The organism is Rhizobium sp. BK512 (assembly GCF_014194915.1).
Lineage (GTDB): Bacteria > Pseudomonadota > Alphaproteobacteria > Rhizobiales > Rhizobiaceae > Rhizobium.
The window spans coordinates 100,444-121,948 of sequence record NZ_JACIAS010000011.1 but is presented as its reverse complement, the minus strand read 5'-3'; the positions used below and the strand labels follow the sequence as shown (position 1 = coordinate 121,948).

Below are 21,505 nucleotides of genomic sequence, written 5' to 3'. Positions count from 1 at the left end.
TCATCTCCTATCGGTCTGCCGTGCGAGCACGAAGTCGAAGTCGGACCGCCAGAGCGTCTCGCCATCCTCCACCTTCGTGAAGGGCGCGACGAGCGTCTGCTTCACGCCGAAAACCGTGTCGGATTCCAAATACGGATCGCCGCCAACGAACGTGTGGGTGACCAGCTTCTGAAAGCCATCCGCTCGCACCATGTAATGCATGTGCGCGGGACGAAACGGGTGGCGGCCGAGGCTTGAGAGCATCTGTCCGACAGGACCATCGTCCGGGATAGGATATGAAACCGGCTTGATCCCAACGAAGCTGTACTCGCCGTCGGCAGCGGTGATGAATACACCCCGGTTATTCCACTTCGGCTGGATGTCGGGCTGCTGGACGTCGTAATAGCCGTCCGCGTTGTCCGACCATACGTCGATCCGGGCACCCGAAACCGGATTGCCTTCCAGATCGACCACCCGTCCAATGAAGAGGCAGCTTTCGCCCTTGCCGTCGAGGCAAATCTGTTCACCCATCTTGCGGATCGGGCACCCCTCCACATGGAAGGGTCCGAAGACCGTGTTTTCCGTCGCACCAACTGGGCGTCTATTGTTGATCGCATCGACCAGCATGGACATTCCAAGCGTATCGGAAAGAAGGATGAACTCCTGTCGTTCCTGCGTGCACATCTGCCCGGTGCGGGTCAGGAAATCGATCCCGAACTCCCATTCCGCTTGCGTCAGCTCGATTTCACGGGCGAAGCTGTGAAGGTGCTTCACAAGGCAGGACATGACCTCCTTAAGCCGGGGACTTATATCTTCGCCCATTCGGGCGTTCACTGCCTCGACGGAATTATCTTCGGAAAAAAAACCAGCCGTCGAGGTGATCGCGGTTTTGCTTTTGGCCATGTCCAGTCCTCGAGACATCTAGGGAATGATGCGGTCCAGCCGCAAACGATCGAAGGCATCCGTGAAAGATCGGGTTGTGTCTTGATATTCAAGGAAGCCCAGTTCTCGGCTGCGGCCCATATCGTTGAACGTCTCGATCTGGCGCCCGAGATCTGCGTCCGAGTGCCAGAACGATGCCACGCGGGTTAGAGCATTTGGTTCCAGCGCGTATTTCGCCACCATCCCGTCCCAGATCGGACCCGCCTCACGCATCTGCTCTTCGAGCGGGGTCGGGCTCCCCGGATAGGCGCCGGCTTCAAGACCAAAATAGGCAGCAAGACGTGGCCACAGCCACTTCCATCGAAACACCTCGCCATTGACGACGTTGAAGGCGAGATTAGCCGCCGCGCTGGTGGTTGCCGCCCATTTGAGGTGCTTTGCCAGGAGCCGGGCATCAGTAACGTCTGTCGCCGCTTCCCATTGCTCCGGTGATCCTGGGAACATGAAAGGTCTACCGGTTTCACGGCAGATGGAAGCGTAGACGGCCAGTGTCGCCGCCATGTTCATGGCATTGCCAACCGCATAGCCGATAAGAGTGTGAGGACGATGCACGGACCAGGTGAAGCCGTCCCTCGCGGACGCAGTGAAAATCTCGTCTTCCTGGACATAGTAGAAATTCTCTCCAGGAAGGCGCTCCTGCTCCTCTCTGAACGGGGTTTCCGGCTTTGTCTTCGCGTAGGATTCGAACGGTCCGAGATAATGTTTGGTGCCCGTGGTAAGCGCAACGTGTTCAACGCCTCGGCCGGAAACGGCATCGAGCACGTTGCGAACGATAGCGCCGTTCACTCTGCAGTTCTCCACTTCGGTATCCTGGCGTGACCAGGCCGTGATGAATACGTGGCTGGGGCGTTCTTCCGCGAGAGCAGCTTTTACCGATTGACCGTCAACGAGATCGCAACTCAGCGTCCGCACGCCGGGAAGCTTGCTTTGCGAACGTGACAGGCCTGCCACGGTCCAGTCACCGCTCGCCAGGAGGTTTTCCGCAAGATTGCTTCCGGTGATGCCGGTCGCGCCTACGATGAGTGCCTTCTTTGTCATCTCTTATCCGTTCACCAGTGTGATCTTGATGCTCTTCGTCGGATCCTGTCCGAATGAAAACGCCTCCACAGCGTCGGTGAGAGCGTAGTCGTGGGTTTGGATGGGCGACAAGTCGATCCCCGTGCGCTCAAGGAAGCGAATTGCAGCAGGCCACACACCGGGAGAGCCGATGCAGCCGCGCACCGTCAGGTTCTTCATCTGGATCTGGCCGATCGTCACCGGCACCTTGCGTCCGATGTTGATGCCAACCATGGACATCCTTCCTTCCTCGCGAGCGTAATCAAAGGCCGCAGCGAGAGATGCATCATGGCCTGACGCCTCGATCACGAGGTTGGCGCCGTGCCCCCCGGTCAGCTCACGAATCCTGTCTGCGGCGCCTCCGTCGGAAGGATCGATAGCTTCGTCGGCGCCGAGGCGCTTGGCGACTTCGCGGCGTGTTGCCAGAGGATCGACCACGATGACCCTCGCCCCCATACCGATCGCTGCTGCGGCCGAAACCAAGCCAATTGTGCCGCCGCCCGACACGACGACCGTCTCGCTTGCGTTCGTGCCACCAGACCTCATCACCGCATAGTAGCCACATGTGAAGGGCTCGATCAGCGCCGCCTTCTTGTTGTCGACGGCATCAGGAAGCTTGTGGAGCCATTCAGGATTGACGGCGAAGTACTCACGGTCGGCTCCGCTCATGGAGAAACCGAAATGATGGAGACGTTCGGGCGTGCGGACGACGCATTCGCCCACGACGCGCTCGCCTTTCTTGAATCCCTTCACGTTTCGGCCGACTTCCACGACCTCCCCGCTCCATTCATGTCCGGGCGTCACCGGGTAGGAGATCGGGATGATGTAGCGGCCAGCGAGGAGCTCGTAATCCGAATGGCAGATCCCAACCGCCTTGGTGTGGACGAGTACCTCGTTGGGCGACAGATCCGGCATCCCGACATCTGCGATAACCGGCCGTTCCGGAGCTTCGAAAACTAGAGCTTTCATTATCCTTCTCCTTAAATCTGTTCCAACAAGCCAGTGTTGGCGGCGCGTACGATTGCTTCCAGCAGGGCAATGTTGTTGATCAGGTCTTCCCCGGTGATCGGATATGAGCCCTCACCTCTCACAGCGGTGGCGAAGGCCCGCAGATTGTCACGAACTGGTTCAGCGGGCGGCAGCTCCTGAACCGTGATCGGCTTGTTCTTCCACCCCTCGGTGACGACCCACCCATCCGGCGCCTCGACGTGAGCCTTGTCGCGGACTTCGATCCATCCCTCGGTGCCGAATACCGCGAAGCGGGAAATGAACGGCGTCGCGAGCGTTGCCGATATGTAGGCGGTACCACCGCCGGAGAAACGAATATGAGCACTCATCGTGTCGCCTTGCGGGATCGAGGAGGCAAGGTTCTCGCACACGACGCGCACGTCCTTGGCAGGCCCCATCAGCTTCACGGCCAGGTCTGTAAGATGAATGCCCGTCGCCGTCATGCCTCCGGCGGGAGCCTGGTCTGCCTTCAAGCGCCAGTTCGAAGGGTCGAGACCGAGAAACTTGTCATGGCTGAAATTGGCTTCGATCTGCAGAAGGCGCCCCAGCTTACCGGAACTTGCTGCGTCGAGGATTCTGGCAATGGGCGTTTCGAAACGGCGCTCGTGCCCCATCCCAAGCACCAGGCCAGCCTCTTTGCAAAGCGCCACCGACGCTTCCGCACCCGCCTTGGTAAGGTCGAGGGGCTTCTCGCAGAAGACATGCTTGCCTGCAGCAACGACGCGCGCGATCTGTTCACGATGCAGCGAGTGCGGCGTTGCCAGCACGACAGCCTCGACCGACGGATCTGCAAGCGCGTCCGCCATGTCCTGAGAATACTGCAACCCCATCTCAGCAGCGAAAGCGGATGCATCGGGATTCGGATCGACGCCATGGGTGAAGTGCATTCCGGCCCCGCCGGCGCTGACGAGGGCGGCCATCTTGCGCCCCCACCAGCCAAGACCAACGAGAGCTGCGATGACGGGTTTTTCCTCGCGAATGGTCATCGATTATCCACCCGCTTGTTGAAGGGATGGATATTGACCGTTTTCCATACGCCGGCCTTGGTGAACGGGTCGGCGCTGTTGAAATCGACGATCTCTTCCTTGGTGTCCGCCTCGAAAACGAACAGGGAGCCGATCATGGTTTCGTTGTCGTCGGCCAATAGCGGCCCGGAGATCACGGTCTTGGTTTTGCCCGTTGAAAGATACGCCTTGTGGGCATCATAGTTCGCCAGTCGTTTTTCGACGGCGCCCTCATGGTCGAGGCAATGAACAACGAAATGCATTCGATAATTCCTTTCAATTCAGCGGTAGCGTCGCGGCAGCGACAGCTCGCAAGCGATCAGGCCTTCATGTCGACAAGGATTTTGAGATGGGTCCCCGCGGGGTCGAGAAGTGCTTCGAAGCCCTTTTCGACGACTTGCTCGGGAGCAATCTGAGCGGTGACGATCTTTTCGACCGGGAAGATGCCAGCCCCGATCATCTGAGCGATCCTCGGCCAGATTTGAACAGGGTAGCACCAGGTGGCTTCGACGGTTATGTCCTTCAGCGCCCACAACATGGCGTCAATGGATGCTGGCCGGACATGAAGTCCAACCTGGACTACGGTTCCTTGGCGGCGGACCGCCTTGGCGCACAGATTGAGCGAAGCTTCGGCGCCGACACACTCCAAGGCAACGTCTAGGCCCACCCCCTCCTCCGTATGATCGCGAAATAGCTGGTCGGTATCGGTCTCGCGCGGATCGAAGACGATCGCCTCGGGAACAAGTGCCTTGGCAAGTTCCCTTCGATTGGGGTTCAGCTCGGATACGAAGATCTTGGTCGCGCCTGCAGCCCTGATCGCGAGCAACACGAGCGCGCCGATCGGTCCTACTCCGGAGACGAGGACCGAGCTTCCCGACGTAACGCCTCCACGATCGACGCCGTAAACGGCCACGGCTGCAGGTTCGATCATCGCCGCCTGAACGTCCGAGACCGTGTCAGGAACCGGAAAAACGTTGTAACCGTTCACGACGGCGCGCTCGCCCATTCCACCCCAGTCCCACGAGAGACCGACACAGGCCATCTTTTCACTGAGATGGAACAGCCCACGACGTCCATAGTAGTCGTCGCGAGGCGAAATCAGGGGCTGGATGGAGACGCGGGATCCGGGAACGACGTGTGTCACGTTCTTGCCGACCTCGATCACACGAGCAGAAAACTCATGCCCCAGGATCTGCGGCAACGTCGCCCCGGAATAGACGTGGGGTGTCGCCGGCGTGACGATCGGGCCCGCGATATATTCATGGATATCGGTGCCACAAATACCGCACACAAGGGGCTCGACGAGCACCATGTCGTCGCCAAGCGGTCCCTCGGGGGCTTTCACGTCCTCGACCCGAATATCCTTCTTGGAGTAGTATCTAACAGCCTTCATTGCTCTGTCCTTTGCGTGTTCTGCTCCGCCATCTCCTGACGGTCGAATAATTCTCGCCCCTAAGCGCGCCGTCAGATCAGGACCATCCCGCCATCGACCATGATCGTCTGCCCGGTGATGTAGTCGGACGCCGCTGAGGCGAGGAACGTGGTCACGCCGCTGATGTCTGCGGGGAGAGACACCCTTCCCAAGAGGATCGACTGCGAAAACTCATTGATCGCTTGTTCAGGCTTTGCGGTGAGGCCGTGATCCATGAACTCACGGTCAAGCTGCTCCCAGAGCTCGGTCTTCACGACACCGGGGCCAAAGCAATTGACGGTGATCTTGTGTTCTGCAAGCGAACGGGCGGCAGCCTGCGTGAGGGCCACGACTGCAAACTTCGAAGCGCAATAATGCGCGAACAAGGGATAGCCCTGCTTTCCGGCGATGGATGCCGTATTTACGATCTTCCCGCCGGTGCCTTGTGCGATCATCTGCTTGGCGGCTTCCTGGGTACCTATCAGCACGCCTCGGCCATTAATCCGCATGATCCGGTCGAAGTCGTCATCAGTGACCTCGAGGAAGGGGCAGGTCTGGCTGATTCCGGCATTGTTGAACATCACGTCGAGGCGGCCGAAATGCTCGACGGTCCTTGCGATCAGCTCCTGCACGCTCTGTCGATCGGAAACGTCGACCCCAACCGCGATGGCATCGCCGTCGCCGGTTGAAATCTTCGCCGCAGTCTGTCTCGCCGTTTCCTCATTCAGGTCTGCGATGACAACTTTAGCGCCGTTCTCGACCAAGTTGGCTGCGATGCCCGCACCGATGCCTCGCCCGGCACCAGTCACGATGACGACCTTGTTTTCAACTGATCCCGTCACGACACACCTCCCTGAATTCCATATTCCACCACCCGTTAGCCGGCGCATCGGGGAGCAGGTCGTTGGTCCGCCTAATTCGCCAATGCAAGGAAGCCATCAGCTACAGAACTCCTTCGCGCAAACCGGTGGCTTGCACGTGTTCTCATTCGACTGACGGCTTGGTTCCTCCCACAGGAAACGCCGTGCGATCCTAGACGAACGCTAGAGGATGGACCCGCGGCTCGACAAATCTTTAATTATCCGAAACGGATATTTTGAATGCAGCAATCCTTCTCGGGCTGAAGCTACTATTTCTGTGGGAGGAGATGGCGCTTGCGCCGAACAGACGCATGCAGCCGATTGTCAGGCTCTCCTTCGACATAGCGGCAAGAAGTATCTGGACGGCAGACGCCGCCAGGGAAGGAAGGTTTTGCAATGAGCGAGACATTGAGAGTGGGCTGGGCTGGCATTGGCAAGATGGGCGCCCCGATGAGCAGACGTGTGCTCGAGAACGGATACCCCGTTTCCGTTTATGAACCGCTCCCCGAAAATCGCGCCTCAGTGGTGGCTCTTGGTGCAAACGTAGCTCATAGCCTTGAAGATCTGGTGGAAACATCGGACGTGGTGATGCTCACCATTCCAAACGACGTCATTCTGCGCACTCTCATACTGGCACCAGCCACCCTCGCCGAGCTATTGAGGCCCGGTCAGATAGTAGTCGAGATGAGCACCGTATCTCCCGAGCTCTCAGCCGAGGTTGCGGACGCACTATCCCGAGCCGGTGTCGCATATCTTAGGGCTCCGGTATCAGGCAGCACGGTTACCGCGTCTTCCGGCATGCTTTCTGTCATGGTCTCCGGCCCAGAGGATGCCTATCGCAAGGTCGAGCCGATTCTCGCCAGTTTCTCCACAAAGCAGTTTTACCTGGGAGATGGCGAGGAGGCCCGATACCTGAAGCTCGTCCTGAACGCGCTCGTTGGTGCGACTGCCGCTCTCCTTGGCGAAGCTCTCACACTCGGACTGAAAGGCAATCTGTCGGTTGAAACAATGCTGAACGTCATTTGCGAGAGCGCTGTTGCCTCACCGCTGATCGCATACAAGCGCGACCTACTGGTAAATCGTAACTTTGACCCCGCCTTCTCGGTCTCTCAAATGATGAAGGATTTTGACCTGATCCTTGGCGCAGCGAAGTCTGATCATGTGCCCATGTACCTCGCCTCCGTGATCCGTCAGCAGTACGAAGCCGCATTCGCCGATGGCTTGGCGGAGAAGGACTTTTTCGTTCTCTTCGAGCAATCCGAGCGCCTAGCGGGTCTCAGCCGAGAGAAGAAAGCCTCCTGAGCAAGAGCGTCCGCGTCATGGCTGGTGCAAGCATGGGCGGCAGGCTAGTCTGACTGCCAATAGCGACGGTTGGGAGGCCGACGTGAACGAATACGAAATGCTGCGCATCATCGACTTCATTGAAAAGACGCGCCGACCGTTCAGGGAGGTAATCGATGCCGCCAACGAAGATGCGGTCTGGCTGATCGTCATGTTTTTGATCAAGTCGCATATCTTGAGCCAGCCTGTATCGATCTCCACTCTTGGCCAGGAGTCGGGTCTCCCCTATGCAACATCAATGAGATTGATCAATCGTCTCATTGACGCCGGCCACATAGTCAAGATTTCCAAGGGCCCCTCTGGCCAGCGCTTCGCTTTGCAGCCAAGCGACCAGCTCATTCGCTCGTTCGAGTCTTACGCTCGCAAGACGAAATCGCTACTTGCACAAACCTTGGGACTGCGAACCGGAGAAGAGGAAGACGAGTACTACTTCGGAGGGACACCGCTCGGCTCGCAGATCATCCCACCAATGCGCCTTGTCCAGCGTCGGGCCGAGTCCCAGATCGAGCTCCGTTTTCTCCTGAACAACGACAACTACTTCTCCGCCATGCGGAACATGTGGGCCGACTTCCGCAGCAATCTTGCCTCGCGAAAGAACTTCGACCTGTTACCGCTTCCCGAGCTTTATAAACGCGCAAGGGAAAACGCGGCCAAGAAGCTATCCGACTACGACGTAATTGCCATCAATATGCCGTGGCTCGGAGAGTTCGCCGAAAGCGGGATCGTTCGTCCGATTGACCAGTACATTCAAAAAACAGGCATTAACCCTCTCGACTTCCATCCAACCATTTGGTCATCGGCGACATGGGATGGCAGAGACTATGGCGTTCCCGGATACTGCACGGTAGAATTCCTGGCCGCCCGCAAGGACCTTCTCTCCGAAGCCGGCGTACCCTTCCCGAAAACCTTCGACGAAGTAATCAAGGCCGGCCGCAAATTCCACCAACCCGATGACGGCATGTACGGTACGGTTTGGGATGGCGCTCGCGGCATGCCGATAGCATCAAGTTTCCTCTTCTTCATGGGCGCGTGCGGACAACCAGCAATATCGCTCCGCAGGACGCGATCCGGTTTTACGCTCGATGGTCTCGATCCGGATGAGCTCACCTGCACTATCCTCTCAGACGCAGGATTTGCCGCCCTGGACTATATGCGCCGGCTCATGGAGATCTCACCGCCTAAGATCTTGGAGATGGCCTGGGACAAGACGCTCGACGTCTTCCTTCGCGGTAGAGCGAGTCTTGGCTATTTCTGGACGATGCGCGCCGCGCGGTTCGAGTACGATGTTCAATCGGTGGTGAAGCGCAGGGTCGAGTATCTCCCACAGCCCTCGGGACCCGGCGGCACACGCGCTTCGCCGATCGGCGGCTTTCTCTTCTGCATCCCCACAAACCTTCCTGAAGAACGTGTCGAAATGGCCGCTGATGCGATCGCGTGGATGGCCTCAAGGGAAGCTATGAAAGCACATGTGAAGAACGGCTTTCCCGTAGCACCGCGTTTCTCCGTGAGCGCGGATCCGGAAGCTGCCGCGAGCTCCCCGATCGTCAGGTTCGTTGATCAGCTTGCGAAGAAGAGCCTGCTACACACGTGGCAGCGTCCAAAAATTCCGCAGTACACAATGATCGAGAAAGTCCTGGGTGAGGAAATTCACGACGCATTGCTAGGCAACAAGACACCTCGCGCGGCACTCGAGACGGCTGCTTGTCAAATAGAGGCAAGCCTAAGAGTGGGAAGTCATCACCGTCGAGAAGTTCGGAGCGTTTGAGCACCTCCACCTGTCCCCGCTCAGAAGAACAGCCGCCTCAAGGCGGCTGCGATCGTGGGGGTCCAAACACTAGGCCGGAACGGCCTGGTCCGTTCTGATCAACAGACCGGAGTTATCCGGTTGGGCCAGGAGCACCCCCTTCTCGATATCCAAAGCGACCTGGACAACGCGTTCGTTCACGGGCGCCTTCCTTCCGTGGCGCGCGAGTATGTCCACAACCAGACCATTTACCTCCTGCACCTCTGCCCGACGGCCCTTTCGCCAATCCTGGAGAGAAGTGGTGAGCGTGTCGGCTTGGGAAAACGTCTTTAGGACTTCTTCGAAAATTTGGTCCACGTACCGTTCCGGATGGTTGGTTGTGACGGCAGACATGCCGATGATCGGGATGATCTGAGCTCCGTCGGCCAGCGCTGCCTGCATCGCTTCGTATCCCGCCTCCCGCATTACTTCCAGCATCCCCGGATGCCGCGCGGCGTCAGCCAGTGGAAGGTTGACGATCGCGGAGGGGATAAGCTCCGCTGCGTTCACGACCAGCTTCATCCACTTCGCCGAATGAATGTCGTCCAGCACTTCGACGCGCCCAGAGTTTCTTAGAAGCTCGGCAACATGTTCCACCCGGTCCTGGTTTGCCCGATCCAAGGCGCCAAGAGCAAACCACGAGGTGTCATGATCGTTCTGGCGATTTGTAATGCCGGGGACGAACATGTTGGACGCTATCTCGATGACGGCACCAACGGTCCGGTGTCGACCTACGACATCGGCGATGTCCTCGTGCGTCATGCCATTCTGGAGACCGATGACCAGACCATCGGAAGCGAGGCACGGCTTGATCAACTGACATGCCCATTTCGTGTCATAAGCTTTGACGACCAGGAAAACCAAATCGAACGGCTCCTTGATCTCTGCTACCTGGCACAGGTGCAACGCTGGGACTCGAACATTTATCGTACGAGACGGCAGATTGACCGTGATGCCGTCGCGACGAATTGCTTCGACGTGTTCCGGCCACTGCTCAATGAACGTGACGTCAAGTCCCGCAAGAGCGAAATCTGCACCAATGGAGGCCCCTTGCGCGCCCGTTCCCAAGAACGCGATCCTTGGTCTCTTATCAGCTCCGGTCATCCTATGTTCTCCCAACATTTTCGCGCCGCTCAACAGCTTCGCGCGATCAGATAGGACGATCGTAATGCCGATCGTAGAAACTTAAACGACGGTTTTATCCAATCTGGATGTAGCTGACTTCGGGCTGTCTACAGGAAAAGTGGAGCTCTCTAGATGGGAGGCTCCAAATCCCTTTATTACGATGACAGTCTATCACTGCGAAACGAGACGCAATTTGAAAGGCTGTCCAGACTGACCCTCTTGACGATATTCGGACCGCAGTGTCGTGAAATGAATCAAGATCTATTCGAACACCGAGATATTCGTTCAGGTGCGTGCCAGATCGCCTCGATTTGCGTTCACTATCGCGGTGGGTCAATCCCGACGGATTGATCGTAGGTCATCTGTTGATCGACGGTCGGCTGGAGTCCCCTCCCCTTCCCATATCGAATAGCCGCGGAGCCGTATGCGCTCGTTACGTCGAGACTAGGCAGGCGCTTGGAACGGGTTCGTTGTCGGCTTTCCGCGACGTGTTCCCTTGCGTGCCCGTGTGTCGTGGCCATTGCGATGTACTCCCTTCCGCTTTTCTGTCGAGGAGATGATCATATGCTCACCACTACCAGCCCGATTTCGGAAAAAGCCGATTCCGATCGCTGCCCCAAATCGTTGAACGAGGACACGCAAGACGACGAGCTTCCCGAAACCAACGTGGACGACCGTCAATGAGCAACAGCCGGAAACCGGCGACAGCGTCGCGGAGGCCGATCCGAACCGGCAGGGCCGACGCGAAGGATCACATCCCGGCCCCGCAACCTTGCGACACTTGACAGGAAGGCCGGCTGCACGTCGATCACGGCGGGATCGACCTCCCCGTTAAACGCGGCTCATTTCGAGATTGGTAGTCGCTCGCCCGCTCTCACCGCGCCCTTCAGCCGATTGCCCGACGGCGCTAATGGACAAACATAACGGGGCGAGTAGGCGCAAGAAGGAAAATAGGAAAAGTTGAAATCGAGTACTAGCACGCCGCCTGCTCGGACAACTCCGAGGTCCGCTCCTTTGATGGTGTCGAGGAGATATCGGCCGCCACCATACGTCTCCGTCCCCGAGGTCCCGTCTACAAACGGCAGGAACACGCCACCACCGTATCCTTCAATCCAGTAAAGGGTCAATTCGCCGCCTAATCTGTCTTCCAGCCCTGCGGTGCGGGCGAACGCATGCATCGACAGATCACCGTCCACGCCTGTTGCGATGGTTATCCGTTCCGATGTTTCCGGTACAAGCTGAACCGTCAGACGCAACAAAGGATCATAAGGAAATAGGGTCGGCCCTCCGAACCCCTTGCGATCCGCCTGTTCGATAGGTGACTGAGGATGGTCGCGAAACAGGGTCGAACGGGTGTCGCACCAAAGCCTCCAGGCAGCAACTGCGTCCGCACTGGAACGTATCTCGTAATAGAGATTTGAGATCCTTTCCCGCCATTCCCACAGTTGTAGATCCTCGTTCAAGCCACACCTTCCATGTCCGAAATTAAGCCGGCTTTTATCATCGTGATGACGCTCGCCCATTCATCGCGGCGCACCACTGCGTAACAATATGCAGCCCACGTTTGGGTGCATGTCAACAATAACCAGACAGAAGCATATCGGAGCTTTCAGCATAGCGGCCGCGCCAAAAGCGCGGGAAAGCGGGAATTCGCGTCACAGGCGGGCGTGAAGAAGGGCAGCCGCAGGAGCGCCAGCGTCGGAGATCCGAAGAAGAAGCGGGACCGACTACCACGACCGCGTGTTCCGTTTTCGGGCCGATCTCCCTCCCAGAGCTCGGCCTGCTCATTCGGACAGGCAGCATTTGCCGCGATAGTGCTCTGGGCCTTCGTTGCGCGTCGCCTTCAACAGACGCTCGGCCTCGAAGATCGCCTCGTCGATGCGGTCAACCATTCTGTCAGACCTCAGATTTTTCTCGGCGATCGGTCTGGCAGACTTCAAAACTTGAAGAGTGAGTTCCAATCGTTCCTGCATGACATCTCCATGCGAATGGAATCCTGATTGAAGCGTAGCATTCGGCTCACTGTGGTGACCCTATGCTTTCGACGGTGGTGACGGGTATGGCAGTGGCACAACGCACCGCCGCAAATCCTTCCACGAGGTCACCTGCCCGGCAGCACCAACGATCGGGCGATATCGATAATATCATCGCGCGAGGCGGTCGGATCCTCCCTGTTCCAAGCGGCACCGAGCCCGATCTTGAAATCGACGCCCCCACCTTCTTCAGCTCGAAACCCCGGTTCGGCAGATCCTGAGTCAATTCCGGCACGAAGCCGATGCCAAGGCCGGCCGAGACCAGTGACACCAGGGAGAAGGTATCGTCGCAGGTAGGTAACGATCGCCGCAATCACGACGTCGTCGTGCTGCTGGCGGCAGGCCCTGACCGGCTAAAGTTCTATGATGCCGCGCTTTATTCCGAGTGCCACGGCGTGCGCGCGGTCATTCGCGGAGAGCTTCGAGAGGATGCTCTTGACGTGACCTTTGACCGTCTGTTCGGTAATGGCCAGATGCTCTCCCACCGACCGGTTCGAATTACCGCGAGCAATCAGAGCGAGAACGGCGATTTCCCGGGGCGTGAGCGCGTCGTCGGTCGCATGTATAGCGAGATTGGTCGCCACCCCGGCGTCGACATGTTTCTTCCCCCTCACGACCGACCGGATGGTATCGATAAGCTCGCGCCTTACCGAGCTCTTCAGCAGGTAGGCCTGGGCACCCGACGCGATCGCCTTGGCCGCCAGTTGCTCGGTATCGTAGGTGGTCAAGACGATGATCCGGGCCCCTGGGTGCCGCTCCTTGATTGCCACCAGTGCCTCCAGTCCCGTCAGATTCGGCATCTGCAGATCGAGCAGCAGGACATCGGGCCGAAGTTCATCGAAGCGCGCGATTGCTTCATGTCCATCGGATGCTTCGCCGACGATGACAATGTCGGGCTGTGCAGCCATAAGCGCGGCGAGCCCCTCCCGGATGAGGGGGTGATCGTCGGCGGTAAGCACTCTGATCGGCTGCCCTGTCATTGATTCTGCCACCTCCACCAGCGTTTCCACGGGAATCCGGGCCGCGCCTTGAGGGTGAGCTCGACCGAAGTGCCCTTGCCCGGAGTACTCTCGATGGCCAGGTCGGCACCTATCTTCTCTGCCCGCTCCTTCATTCCGGCCATGCCCCAACGTTTGCCAGCCCGGTCATGAGCACCCCGGACGATGCCCAAGCCGTCGTCGCAAACTCGAATTTTCAACCCACTGGCGTCATAGTCGAACTGGCACCTTATGAGCGAAGCGCCCGCGTGCTTGAACGCGTTCCGAAGAGCTTCGGACGTAATGCGATAGACCTCCTCCTGAACATTTGGCCGAATATCCGTCGGGCGCCCGCTAAGGTCGAGCCGAAACGCCGGGGACGGTACAACAGACGCGGCTGAGGCGAGTTCCTGGCCGACAGTCCGCACAGCCTCGACCAGGTTTGTGTCGATCCCTTTGGTGTCACGCAGCGCCTGCACGGCGTTTCTGCCTTCGATGATCGCGTCGTCGCTCTTCTCCAGAACGAGATCGAGCATGCGCGCAGCTTCCTCGGGCTGCTTTGGCAAGAGATGCCGTGCGGCCTGAAGCCGGAAAGTCAGGCCCTGAAAGCTCTGAAGCAACGTGTCGTGAAGATCGCGTGCCACCCGGTTTCGCTCTCCCACACGCTCTTCGAGTCGTATGCGGTATTGCGCTGCGACCTTTGCCACCCGATACCGATACAGGGTCGCGAGAGCCGTGACGGAGAGCGCAAACGTCGTACCGTAGAACCACCACGTATCCCACCAGGGTGGCAGCACCATAATTTTCAAACCTGCTCCCGGCATATTCCAGTCGCCGCGTGTGGTGGCTGCCTGGACCGTCAAGGTGAAGTCGCCCGGCGGCAATACGGCGTAGCTGATCGTCCTCTGATTGCTGTCGGCGCTATGCCAGTTGGTGTCCAACCCTTCCAGCCTATAGCGATAGCGCGTGCTGTCGGGACTCCTGAAGCTCAACGCTGAAAAGGAAATCGTCATGTTGCGTGCGCTATATGGCAGCGTGAAAGACGCCTGCCCGGTGCCTGACAAGGTCGCCGGGCCCGCTTGCGCCGGTCGATTTCCGGCCTGAATTTCGGTAAATACGACAGGCGGAACAAACGGCTTTCGAGCATCGTCATGTATCTTGACAGTCGCCCCGGTGAAGCCGCCGAAATAGAGCCGGTCGCTCCCGCCGTTAGCACAGGCGTTCCATCCGGTCAGGTCCTCGCCAGGAAGACCGTCCGAGGCTGAATAGGTCTGGAACGTGGCAGCCGCTCTGTCCATCCGGGAGACACCACGATTGGTGCTCATCCATAAATCACCTCTATCATCGCTGAGCAGGCAGCTGACCGCATTGCCCGCCAGCCCGTCCCGGTCGAAGAACGCTTCGAACTTGCCCGTTTCGGTATCCAGCTTGTTCAATCCGTTCTGCGTCCCGATCCAAAGCTTCCCATCGGGCGCAAGGTAGAGGCTGTTGACGGTGTTGTTGCTCAGGCTGGAGTTGTCACCTGGAGTGTGCTTGTAGGTCGTGAAGGTTGCGCCTTTCGGATCAAAGCGAACCAGGCCGGCCGTGGTGCCGAGCCAGAAGGAGCCTTTTCCATCCGGGACAATGGAAAAATACGCTTCCGCGCTGCTCGCCGGATCGCGCTTATAGGTCGTGAACTTACCGGTCGCGGGATCGAACTTGTCCAGCCCATTCCACGTCGTTAGCCACAGGTCACCCGACTCCGCGACGTGGATCCTTGTCACGATATCGCTGCTGAGGCCATCGGCATCGTTTTGGCTATAGCGATACGACGTGAACCGGCCGGTGCTCGGATCGTAGGAATACAAGCCCGCTCCCAACGTGCCGATCCATAGCGTTCCCTTGGTATCCTCCGTGATCGCGAGCACTTCTACCGAGGTTCCGGTGCCCAGAGGCTCCAGAACCTGTAGCGTCTTGCCATCCGGATCGATCCGGTTCAGTGCACCTCCTGCCCCGATCCAGACAGCACCGTCTCGATCTTCGAAGATCGTGTTTACCAGGCTCTCTCCGAGTTTGTCGACGTGACCGGGAAATGGCCACACCTTCAGGAAGGGCGGCGCATCACTCGGGAAGACGTTTGGCGGCGTTGCATGCAGACCCGTCCAGATGTTTCCTTCCCGGTCCTCGAACAATGCGATCGCCCGATTTTCCGCCAGGCTTCGTGCGTCGCTCGGATCATTGCGATAGCGGATGAACCGCTCGTTCTCCCGATCGAATTTCAAAAGACCAGCGCCCATGGTGGCAAACCACATGTCGCCGTTCGTCGTTTCCAATGCCGCGAATACTCCCGACAAGCCGCTTTCTGTCGCTTCGTCCTCGAAGGCATACCTGATGAGGGTATTGGTCTTCCGGTCATAGATTCCCAACCCGTTCCCCGAACCGTAGATGATCCAGAAAACGCCGTGCGAATCCTCGTGAAATGAGAACTCGCGAACCTCCTGACGCAATGGAATCCTGACCTGCACCTGGCCCGTATCCCGATCGAACGCCTCGAGGCCGCCGCTAGACGCGACCCAAAATACTCCCTCCCGGTCCTCTCCCGTGGATTTGATGTCGCTGCTGGAGAGACTGTGGGGGTTATTCTGGTCGTGACCAAATCTCTTGGTCTCACCGCTTGTCCTGTCCAGCCGATACAAGCCTTGGCTGGTTGCCAGCCAAAGGAATCCTCGCCTGTCTTCGCTGATATGAATCACCGTCGGGTTCGACTCATCCACCGAATAGTGCCGAAAGGTGCCCGTTCTGTTGTCGAAGGCATCGAGAAACTGGTCGCTTCCCACCCAGATCGTTCCTGAACTGTCCTTGAACAGGGCATAGATGAAGACCCCGCTCAGGCTTCCCCGGTCACCGCGCACATGCTTGAAGACATGAAATCCATAGCCGTCATAGCGGCTGACGCCATGCTGCGTGCCAAACCACAGGTAACCGTCATCATCCTGGATAATCTGCGAGACCCGCGTTTGCGACAGCCCTTCGGAGAGCAACAATCTGCGGAATTGTATGTCGTTTCTGTCCTCGACCTGAACGTGCGTAAATGCAGGCGCAACCTTCGCGACCATCACATCAGCAAGTGCCTGTCCCGGCATCACCGTCGTAGTGGCGGGGAACAGGATGGCCACCAAGACCGCGAGCCCCGCCCACGTCATCTCAGCGAGCCTGCTTGCGCGCTGCCCCATCGACATCGTGTTCGGTTGCTGGACTTTCACTGCAAGCTCCCGACCACCCCCACCGATTGAAGCGCATTCTACTTATCCGCATGTTCCATCCGGGCAATCAAGGCCTGAAGCTCGACAACCTGCCTCGTCAGCCGTGTTGTCGTTCTCTTCGCGGCTTCGAAGTCGGGCAAACGACGGTTAATCCATCGGTAGTTTGCATGCATACCGATCAGCATTGCTCCTATAAGTAGATTGATCTCGTGGACCTCGTTCGTCAATCCGCTTGGAAGCGACAAATGGGTCTGGTCGGTGTCGCGGTGGTCTGGATCCGCATCTGGGTCGTGTACGACATCGAGGGAGTCCATCGGGGCGGAATGTCGCTCCAAGCGACTTGTGGCAGGTGTAAGCATTTTCATCCCACTCTTGCCTTTCGCACGCTGTCACAAGCCATCATCGGCCGCTTCGGAGGTACGAGGTGTGATGCCGGATTGCCTGGATCGATCAGCCCCCGGTGAGCTACACTCTATGTATATGCGACTTGCGTCCACCCTCCAAAGAGGGGGAGCAAGGCGATAGGTACGCACCCGCCCCCCTCTCGACCCGGTAGAATGATTTAGCTGGTGAACCTTTGGAGAAGATCGGGCCGCCGGCGGCAATATCCAAAACATCACTTGACGTGCCCCCGTTAAATTAGGCCATTTGGAACTGGGATTTTCCACTTATGATCCCTGTTGGGAAGAAGAGGAGAATTCGATGAAGGCCTCGAAGTTTTCAGAAGCGCAGATCGCTTTCGTTCTGAAGCAGGCGGAGGGCCTACATGCTGCCTCCCATCCTGGCGGATTTTTCCAACGCCTACCCCCAATATCGACGTCGAGATCCTGACGGGCACGCGCCTGTTCAATCTCGCCCAGCGAGAGGCCGACGTCGCCTTTCGCATCGTTCCGTTCAACACTGCCGATGTCGTCCAGCGGCGGCTCTTCAGGCTCCAATACCGCGTCTACATCGCCGAGGATTAGCCTATACGGACACACTCGCGCGCTTCTATGGTGCGATCATCCAGGGCATGTCCGCACAAGCCTGCGACGGAGCCTGCAATGCCCTTTTGAAACGGATGATCGACCTTTCCCTCGCCGCGTGGCCGGGGAAGCGCGGCATCTAACGGGCGGCCCTTAAGATACGTTGACTGCTCTTGCTGAGGGATCGAACCGGCGTCGCGCTACTTTTCAAACGGCGTATGTTGTAAAACGCGGCCCGGCGGCCCGCTTCGCAGACCTCTTCGGCCAGCGGCTCAGCCAACATCCTCCACCAGAGAATATCCAAAGACCGTGCGCCGCGCAAATCGGCGATAGAAAATATTCCGACGAGGTTGTGATTTTGGCGACGGTCATTGAAGATGGTTCGGGCAATTTCGCCGCCCGAGAAACGGTGGTTGAATTCTGCAACGCGTCAACGCTGATCAGCCGGCTGTATTGCTCTTGAGGAGAGGCAGCAGGGCGGGCGCCGATGTACGCTATTCCGGAGTCATACGCGAGCATGGAACGGGCCAGCAAACTAGACGGCAATACATACTGTTTCGGCGATTATCGATTCATCCCAGCGCAGCAGCGGCTGATGCTTGCCGACAATCCCTTGCGGGTGGGAGCGCGGGCTCTCGATCTGCTACACATACTCGTCGTTCGCGCGGGTGAAGTCGTCAGCAAAGAAGAGTTGATAACGCGCGCTTGGCCGGACACCTTCGTTCACGAAAGCAACCTGAAGGTCAATATTGCCGCCCTGCGGCGTATCTTTGCGCGGACGGCGCCAGGAATATCATTCATCGCAACCGTGAACGGACGCGGTTACCGCTTCATCTCGCCGTTGCGCGTTTATGGCGGAAACGGGCCACGATTGCCATCTCTGTCTGCCGAAGCTGCCTTCCGCAAGCTGCCAGATCTCGCAGGCGTCGTTGGCAGAGATGACATCATTGCCGATCTCGCCGCGAAGTTTCTGGAGCGTCGGTTCGTGAGCGTTGTTGGGTCGGCCGGGGTCGGCAAGACGACCGTGGCCATAGCTTTGGCAAAAGAGCTTACAGCGCGCTATCGGGACGGCGTCTGCTTTGTCGATCTCACGGTTATCGGCGACCCCCAGCTCACTGAAGCGACGATAGCGGCGTCGCTTGGCGTCAGCAGCAAATGGACAAATATCCTCGCCGGTATCGTCGAGGCGCTGCACGGTCGCGAACTATTGCTCGTGCTTGACAACTGCGAGCACGTCCTCAGCAACACTTCCGCCATTGCAGAACATCTAACGATGGCAATTCCCGGGTTGCGCATTCTCGCGACAAGCCGCGAACCACTCCGATCGCGATCGGAAACAATCTTTCGCTTGTCCCCGCTCGCTTATCCGGACGATCAACACGGAAAAAGCTGGACAGACGCCATGGCTTTTCCAGCCATGGATCTTTTCGCCAGGCGAGCAAGTGAGGTCTGCGGCTATCGTCTTGATGATGCAGACGCGCCTTTCGTGACGGCCATCTGCCGACGTGTCGACGGAATAGCGCTTGCGATCGAACTGGCGGCATCGCGGCTCCAGGCCTTGAAGCCGGCAGCCTTGCTCGAACTGCTTGAACACAGTTTCGAACCTCTCAATGCCGGATCTGGTCGAAATGCGACCCGACATGAGACCCTCTTCGCGACTCTTGGTTGGAGCTACCAGCTTCTTTCCATCGACGAGGCCAGGATCCTGCGGATTCTATCGGTTTTCTCTGGCAGTTTCTCCGTCTCCGATGCCTACGGCGTCACCAGTCATTTTGGCAGAACCGCGGAGGAGATAACGGAGTGGGTGACAAGCCTTGCATCGAAATCGCTTTTATCAGTCACCCACGAAGATGGTGCACCCATCTATCGCCTTCTCGACAGTACGCGCAGCTTCGCGTTCGCGCTGCTGGAAAAAAACGGAGAGCATTCCGACGCGCAATCCTGCCATGCGCGTTACCTCCTCCGTCTGATGGAGAAAGCCGAGGCCGAGTGGCAATGGCGACCGAGGAGCGAATGGACTGCTTCCTACGAACCGCGAATGAATGACTTGCGGAAGGCCATCGATTGGGCGTTTGGCGATGGCGCGATTGCCGAGGTGGGTATTCGTCTCACCAGCGCCGCAGTTCCGCTCTGGGACGAATTATCGACGGTTGCTGAAAGCCGGCGACGTGTCGAACGGGCATTGCAGTCGGTTCAAGCCCTGTCTCGCTGTGATCCTGCCGTCAAAATGAAGCTGATCGCATCCTTCGCGTCCGGCCTCAATTTTTCCAACCACTTCGGGCCCGATGCAGATGCCGCATGGACGGACGCCAACCGGCTCGCCCGCGAAATTGGCAATGTGGACTTCCAGTTTCGCACCTTGTGGGGCCTTGGGATCCTGCAAAGTTTCACCGGGAGGCACAAAAAGGCCATCGCGACGTTAGAGCAGTTCGCACAACTCGCTGATCACGAGAATGAACGGCCTGTCGTTGCGGAAGGAGAGCGGGTGAGACTTACAGCCGTCTTTTACTGTGGCAATGTCCGACGTGCGCATGATGGCCTGAACAGGCTCATGCACGAACATGCGCTCTCCGCAAAGCACTCCGGCGTTGCCCGATTCCAAATGGACCGTTTCGTATCGATCCGGGTCGCGTTGGCAACGGCGGCCTGGGTCGCCGGCGCGCGCGGAGAGGCGGCGGCTGCGCTCCGAGAGGCGCTAGACCACAGTGTGGCACTCGATCATTTGGTTTCACATTCCAATGCCCTTGCCCAGGCGGCTCTGCCAATCGCGCTTTGGTCCGGGGACACTGAAACGTCCCGCAACCATGTTGCAACATTAGCCCGTAACCTTAGCTTGCGAGACATTCCCATCTGGCGCCCCGTCTGTCATTTCTATGAGGGCGCCGTCATGAGCATAGACGGCGATGTCAACGGCATCGGCATGATGAGCTCTGCGATAGAGCAACTCATCACCAACAACTTTGTCGTCCGGGTGCCATTCTATCTCGCGATGCTGGCTGAAGCATCAATACATCACAAGCAGGTTGCGCTCGCTCGTGACAGCCTAAGCGCCGCCTTCGAGCGCGCCGACCGGCAAGGAGAGTACTGGTCTCAGCCAGAACTGCTGCGCGTCCGCGGGCTGCTGCGTTGGCTGGACGGTGATCTGCCCGGCGCCTCAGAAACGCTATCGCTGGCCACGGAAACCGCGACGGAAAGTGGCGCGCTCTTTTTCCGGCTTCGGGCAACGACGGCGCTAGCAGAACTCTGGGGCCAGACCGACCGGCGCGGGCCAGCTGCGGAATTGCTGTCGCCCATCTGCGATGCATTCGATGATGTATCTCCCTGCGCCAATATCGCCAAAGCCCGTCACCTGCTCGAGAGCCTTCGTCAGCGGGCTTCCGACGCAATTTGAATGCCTTAGCCGTTCTTGTTTGCGACCAGCGCGGGCTCAAGGACAAAAGCAGTTCGCTCCGCGAGATCGTTGATCTTCGACAGGTAGTTCCTGTAATGGGGCGTCTCTCGGTGCGCTGCCACTGCCGCGTTGTCCACATAGAGTTCGTCCAACGCAAAGCGGTCCGCTTTCGCCTGGTCTCGCCATACATCCCATCTTAGGTTTCCCGGCTCCCCCCTGCAGGCGGGGGCCATGCTGAAGAGCAATGCTTCAAGCTCCTCCGTCTTGCCGGGCCGGGCCAACAAAGTCGCCATGACCTTGATGTGACTCATGATCGTTCCTTTCAGTTTGCTATTTGGCGCCAGCGACGGTTCCTATGAAAGCGGCGACCTCATTTGGATGGGAGAGC

The 21,505-nt window shown here is 58.3% G+C and carries 17 protein-coding genes and 3 pseudogenes; 6 read left to right on the top strand and 14 right to left on the bottom strand.

What is annotated here, in order from left to right; genetic code table 11:
• From FHX06_RS31185 to FHX06_RS31155, 7 genes are all read right to left on the bottom strand, one after another.
• The gene (locus FHX06_RS31185; RefSeq protein ID WP_113211743.1) at window positions 1-882 is read right to left on the bottom strand and encodes an intradiol ring-cleavage dioxygenase; all 882 of its coding nucleotides are present in this window, start codon (window positions 880-882) and stop codon (window positions 1-3) included.
• Between the two features lie 18 nt (window positions 883-900).
• Window positions 901-1,959: an SDR family oxidoreductase gene (locus FHX06_RS31180; protein WP_113211742.1), complete on the bottom strand. Its 1,059-nt coding sequence runs from the start codon at window positions 1,957-1,959 to the stop codon at window positions 901-903.
• Between the two features lie 3 nt (window positions 1,960-1,962).
• A complete protein-coding gene (locus tag FHX06_RS31175; RefSeq protein WP_113211741.1) occupies window positions 1,963-2,946 on the bottom strand; it encodes a zinc-dependent alcohol dehydrogenase in 984 nt (327 codons plus the stop codon).
• An 11-nt stretch (window positions 2,947-2,957) separates the two neighbouring features.
• Window positions 2,958-3,971, bottom strand: a complete 1,014-nt coding sequence (locus FHX06_RS31170; protein ID WP_113211740.1) for a Gfo/Idh/MocA family protein — start codon at window positions 3,969-3,971, stop codon at window positions 2,958-2,960.
• A complete protein-coding gene (locus FHX06_RS31165) occupies window positions 3,968-4,252 on the bottom strand; it encodes a YciI family protein (protein WP_113013697.1) in 285 nt (94 codons plus the stop codon). The genes FHX06_RS31170 and FHX06_RS31165 overlap by 4 nt, the downstream gene beginning before the upstream one ends.
• A 56-nt stretch (window positions 4,253-4,308) precedes the next feature.
• Window positions 4,309-5,382 (bottom strand): 2,3-butanediol dehydrogenase, encoded by a 1,074-nt coding sequence (locus FHX06_RS31160; protein WP_113211739.1) that lies wholly within the window; start codon window positions 5,380-5,382, stop codon window positions 4,309-4,311.
• A gap of 71 nt (window positions 5,383-5,453) precedes the next feature.
• A complete protein-coding gene (locus tag FHX06_RS31155; RefSeq protein WP_113211738.1) occupies window positions 5,454-6,290 on the bottom strand; it encodes a glucose 1-dehydrogenase in 837 nt (278 codons plus the stop codon).
• Between the two features lie 366 nt (window positions 6,291-6,656).
• Here FHX06_RS31155 and FHX06_RS31150 point away from each other — a divergent pair, with 366 nt between their 5' ends.
• Together FHX06_RS31150 and FHX06_RS35785 are read left to right on the top strand one after the other, a co-directional pair.
• On the top strand, window positions 6,657-7,562 hold the full coding sequence (locus FHX06_RS31150; protein WP_112547617.1) for an NAD(P)-dependent oxidoreductase: 906 nt from the start codon (window positions 6,657-6,659) through the stop codon (window positions 7,560-7,562).
• 82 nt (window positions 7,563-7,644) lie between these two features.
• Window positions 7,645-9,366 (top strand): extracellular solute-binding protein, encoded by a 1,722-nt coding sequence (locus FHX06_RS35785; protein WP_113211737.1) that lies wholly within the window; start codon window positions 7,645-7,647, stop codon window positions 9,364-9,366.
• A gap of 69 nt (window positions 9,367-9,435) precedes the next feature.
• Here FHX06_RS35785 and FHX06_RS31140 read toward each other — a convergent pair whose 3' ends face one another.
• The 6 genes and pseudogenes from FHX06_RS31140 to FHX06_RS31110 all read right to left on the bottom strand — a co-directional run bounded on the left by FHX06_RS31140 (window position 9,436) and on the right by FHX06_RS31110 (window position 17,126).
• Window positions 9,436-10,488: a ketopantoate reductase family protein gene (locus FHX06_RS31140; protein WP_113211736.1), complete on the bottom strand. Its 1,053-nt coding sequence runs from the start codon at window positions 10,486-10,488 to the stop codon at window positions 9,436-9,438.
• A gap of 863 nt (window positions 10,489-11,351) precedes the next feature.
• Window positions 11,352-11,972, bottom strand: coding sequence for a DUF1684 domain-containing protein (locus tag FHX06_RS31125; RefSeq protein WP_246715703.1), 621 nt, complete (start codon window positions 11,970-11,972; stop codon window positions 11,352-11,354).
• 638 nt (window positions 11,973-12,610) lie between these two features.
• Window positions 12,611-12,837, bottom strand: a pseudogene (locus tag FHX06_RS35780) (LysR family transcriptional regulator); the annotation flags it as partial.
• Window positions 12,838-12,895: 58 nt separating this feature from the next.
• Window positions 12,896-13,540 carry a response regulator transcription factor gene (locus FHX06_RS31120; protein ID WP_210300672.1) on the bottom strand — a complete coding sequence of 215 codons (645 nt, stop codon included), beginning with the start codon at window positions 13,538-13,540 and terminating at the stop codon, window positions 12,896-12,898.
• Window positions 13,519-16,761 carry a sensor histidine kinase gene (locus FHX06_RS31115; protein WP_183882064.1) on the bottom strand — a complete coding sequence of 1,081 codons (3,243 nt, stop codon included), beginning with the start codon at window positions 16,759-16,761 and terminating at the stop codon, window positions 13,519-13,521. The genes FHX06_RS31120 and FHX06_RS31115 overlap by 22 nt, the downstream gene beginning before the upstream one ends.
• Before the next feature lie 38 nt (window positions 16,762-16,799).
• Window positions 16,800-17,126, bottom strand: a complete 327-nt coding sequence (locus tag FHX06_RS31110) for a hypothetical protein (protein WP_113211732.1) — start codon at window positions 17,124-17,126, stop codon at window positions 16,800-16,802.
• A 395-nt stretch (window positions 17,127-17,521) separates the two neighbouring features.
• Here FHX06_RS31110 and FHX06_RS35775 point away from each other — a divergent pair.
• The 4 genes and pseudogenes from FHX06_RS35775 to FHX06_RS31095 form a co-directional block, all read left to right on the top strand.
• Window positions 17,522-17,723 (top strand): annotated as a pseudogene (locus tag FHX06_RS35775) (LysR substrate-binding domain-containing protein); the annotation flags it as partial.
• An 8-nt stretch (window positions 17,724-17,731) separates the two neighbouring features.
• Window positions 17,732-17,869, top strand: a pseudogene (locus FHX06_RS35770) (TetR/AcrR family transcriptional regulator); the annotation flags it as partial.
• Between the two features lie 20 nt (window positions 17,870-17,889).
• Entirely contained in the window at window positions 17,890-18,189 is a 300-nt protein-coding gene (locus FHX06_RS31100; RefSeq protein ID WP_183882060.1) for a hypothetical protein, read from the top strand.
• A 54-nt stretch (window positions 18,190-18,243) separates the two neighbouring features.
• Window positions 18,244-21,117 carry an ATP-binding protein gene (locus tag FHX06_RS31095; RefSeq protein WP_162738523.1) on the top strand — a complete coding sequence of 958 codons (2,874 nt, stop codon included), beginning with the start codon at window positions 18,244-18,246 and terminating at the stop codon, window positions 21,115-21,117.
• 5 nt (window positions 21,118-21,122) lie between these two features.
• Here FHX06_RS31095 and FHX06_RS31090 read toward each other — a convergent pair whose 3' ends face one another.
• A complete protein-coding gene (locus tag FHX06_RS31090) occupies window positions 21,123-21,428 on the bottom strand; it encodes a putative quinol monooxygenase (RefSeq protein WP_113211730.1) in 306 nt (101 codons plus the stop codon).
• Between the last annotated feature and the right edge of the window lie 77 nt (window positions 21,429-21,505).

Excerpts from the sequence above, each read along its gene's own strand:
- FHX06_RS31185 (WP_113211743.1), bottom strand. The coding sequence starts at position 882 with ATGGCCAAAAGCAAAACCGCGATCACCTCGACGGCTGGTTTTTTTTCC.
- FHX06_RS31180 (WP_113211742.1), bottom strand. The coding sequence starts at position 1,959 with ATGACAAAGAAGGCACTCATCGTAGGCGCGACCGGCATCACCGGAAGC.
- FHX06_RS31175 (WP_113211741.1), bottom strand. The coding sequence starts at position 2,946 with ATGAAAGCTCTAGTTTTCGAAGCTCCGGAACGGCCGGTTATCGCAGAT.
- FHX06_RS31170 (WP_113211740.1), bottom strand. The coding sequence starts at position 3,971 with ATGACCATTCGCGAGGAAAAACCCGTCATCGCAGCTCTCGTTGGTCTT.
- FHX06_RS31165 (WP_113013697.1), bottom strand. The coding sequence starts at position 4,252 with ATGCATTTCGTTGTTCATTGCCTCGACCATGAGGGCGCCGTCGAAAAA.
- FHX06_RS31160 (WP_113211739.1), bottom strand. The coding sequence starts at position 5,382 with ATGAAGGCTGTTAGATACTACTCCAAGAAGGATATTCGGGTCGAGGAC.
- FHX06_RS31155 (WP_113211738.1), bottom strand. The coding sequence starts at position 6,290 with ATGCGCCGGCTAACGGGTGGTGGAATATGGAATTCAGGGAGGTGTGTC.
- FHX06_RS31150 (WP_112547617.1), top strand. The coding sequence starts at position 6,657 with ATGAGCGAGACATTGAGAGTGGGCTGGGCTGGCATTGGCAAGATGGGC.
- FHX06_RS31140 (WP_113211736.1), bottom strand. The coding sequence starts at position 10,488 with ATGACCGGAGCTGATAAGAGACCAAGGATCGCGTTCTTGGGAACGGGC.
- FHX06_RS31110 (WP_113211732.1), bottom strand. The coding sequence starts at position 17,126 with ATGAAAATGCTTACACCTGCCACAAGTCGCTTGGAGCGACATTCCGCC.
- FHX06_RS31095 (WP_162738523.1), top strand. The coding sequence starts at position 18,244 with ATGGAACGGGCCAGCAAACTAGACGGCAATACATACTGTTTCGGCGAT.
- FHX06_RS31090 (WP_113211730.1), bottom strand. The coding sequence starts at position 21,428 with ATGAGTCACATCAAGGTCATGGCGACTTTGTTGGCCCGGCCCGGCAAG.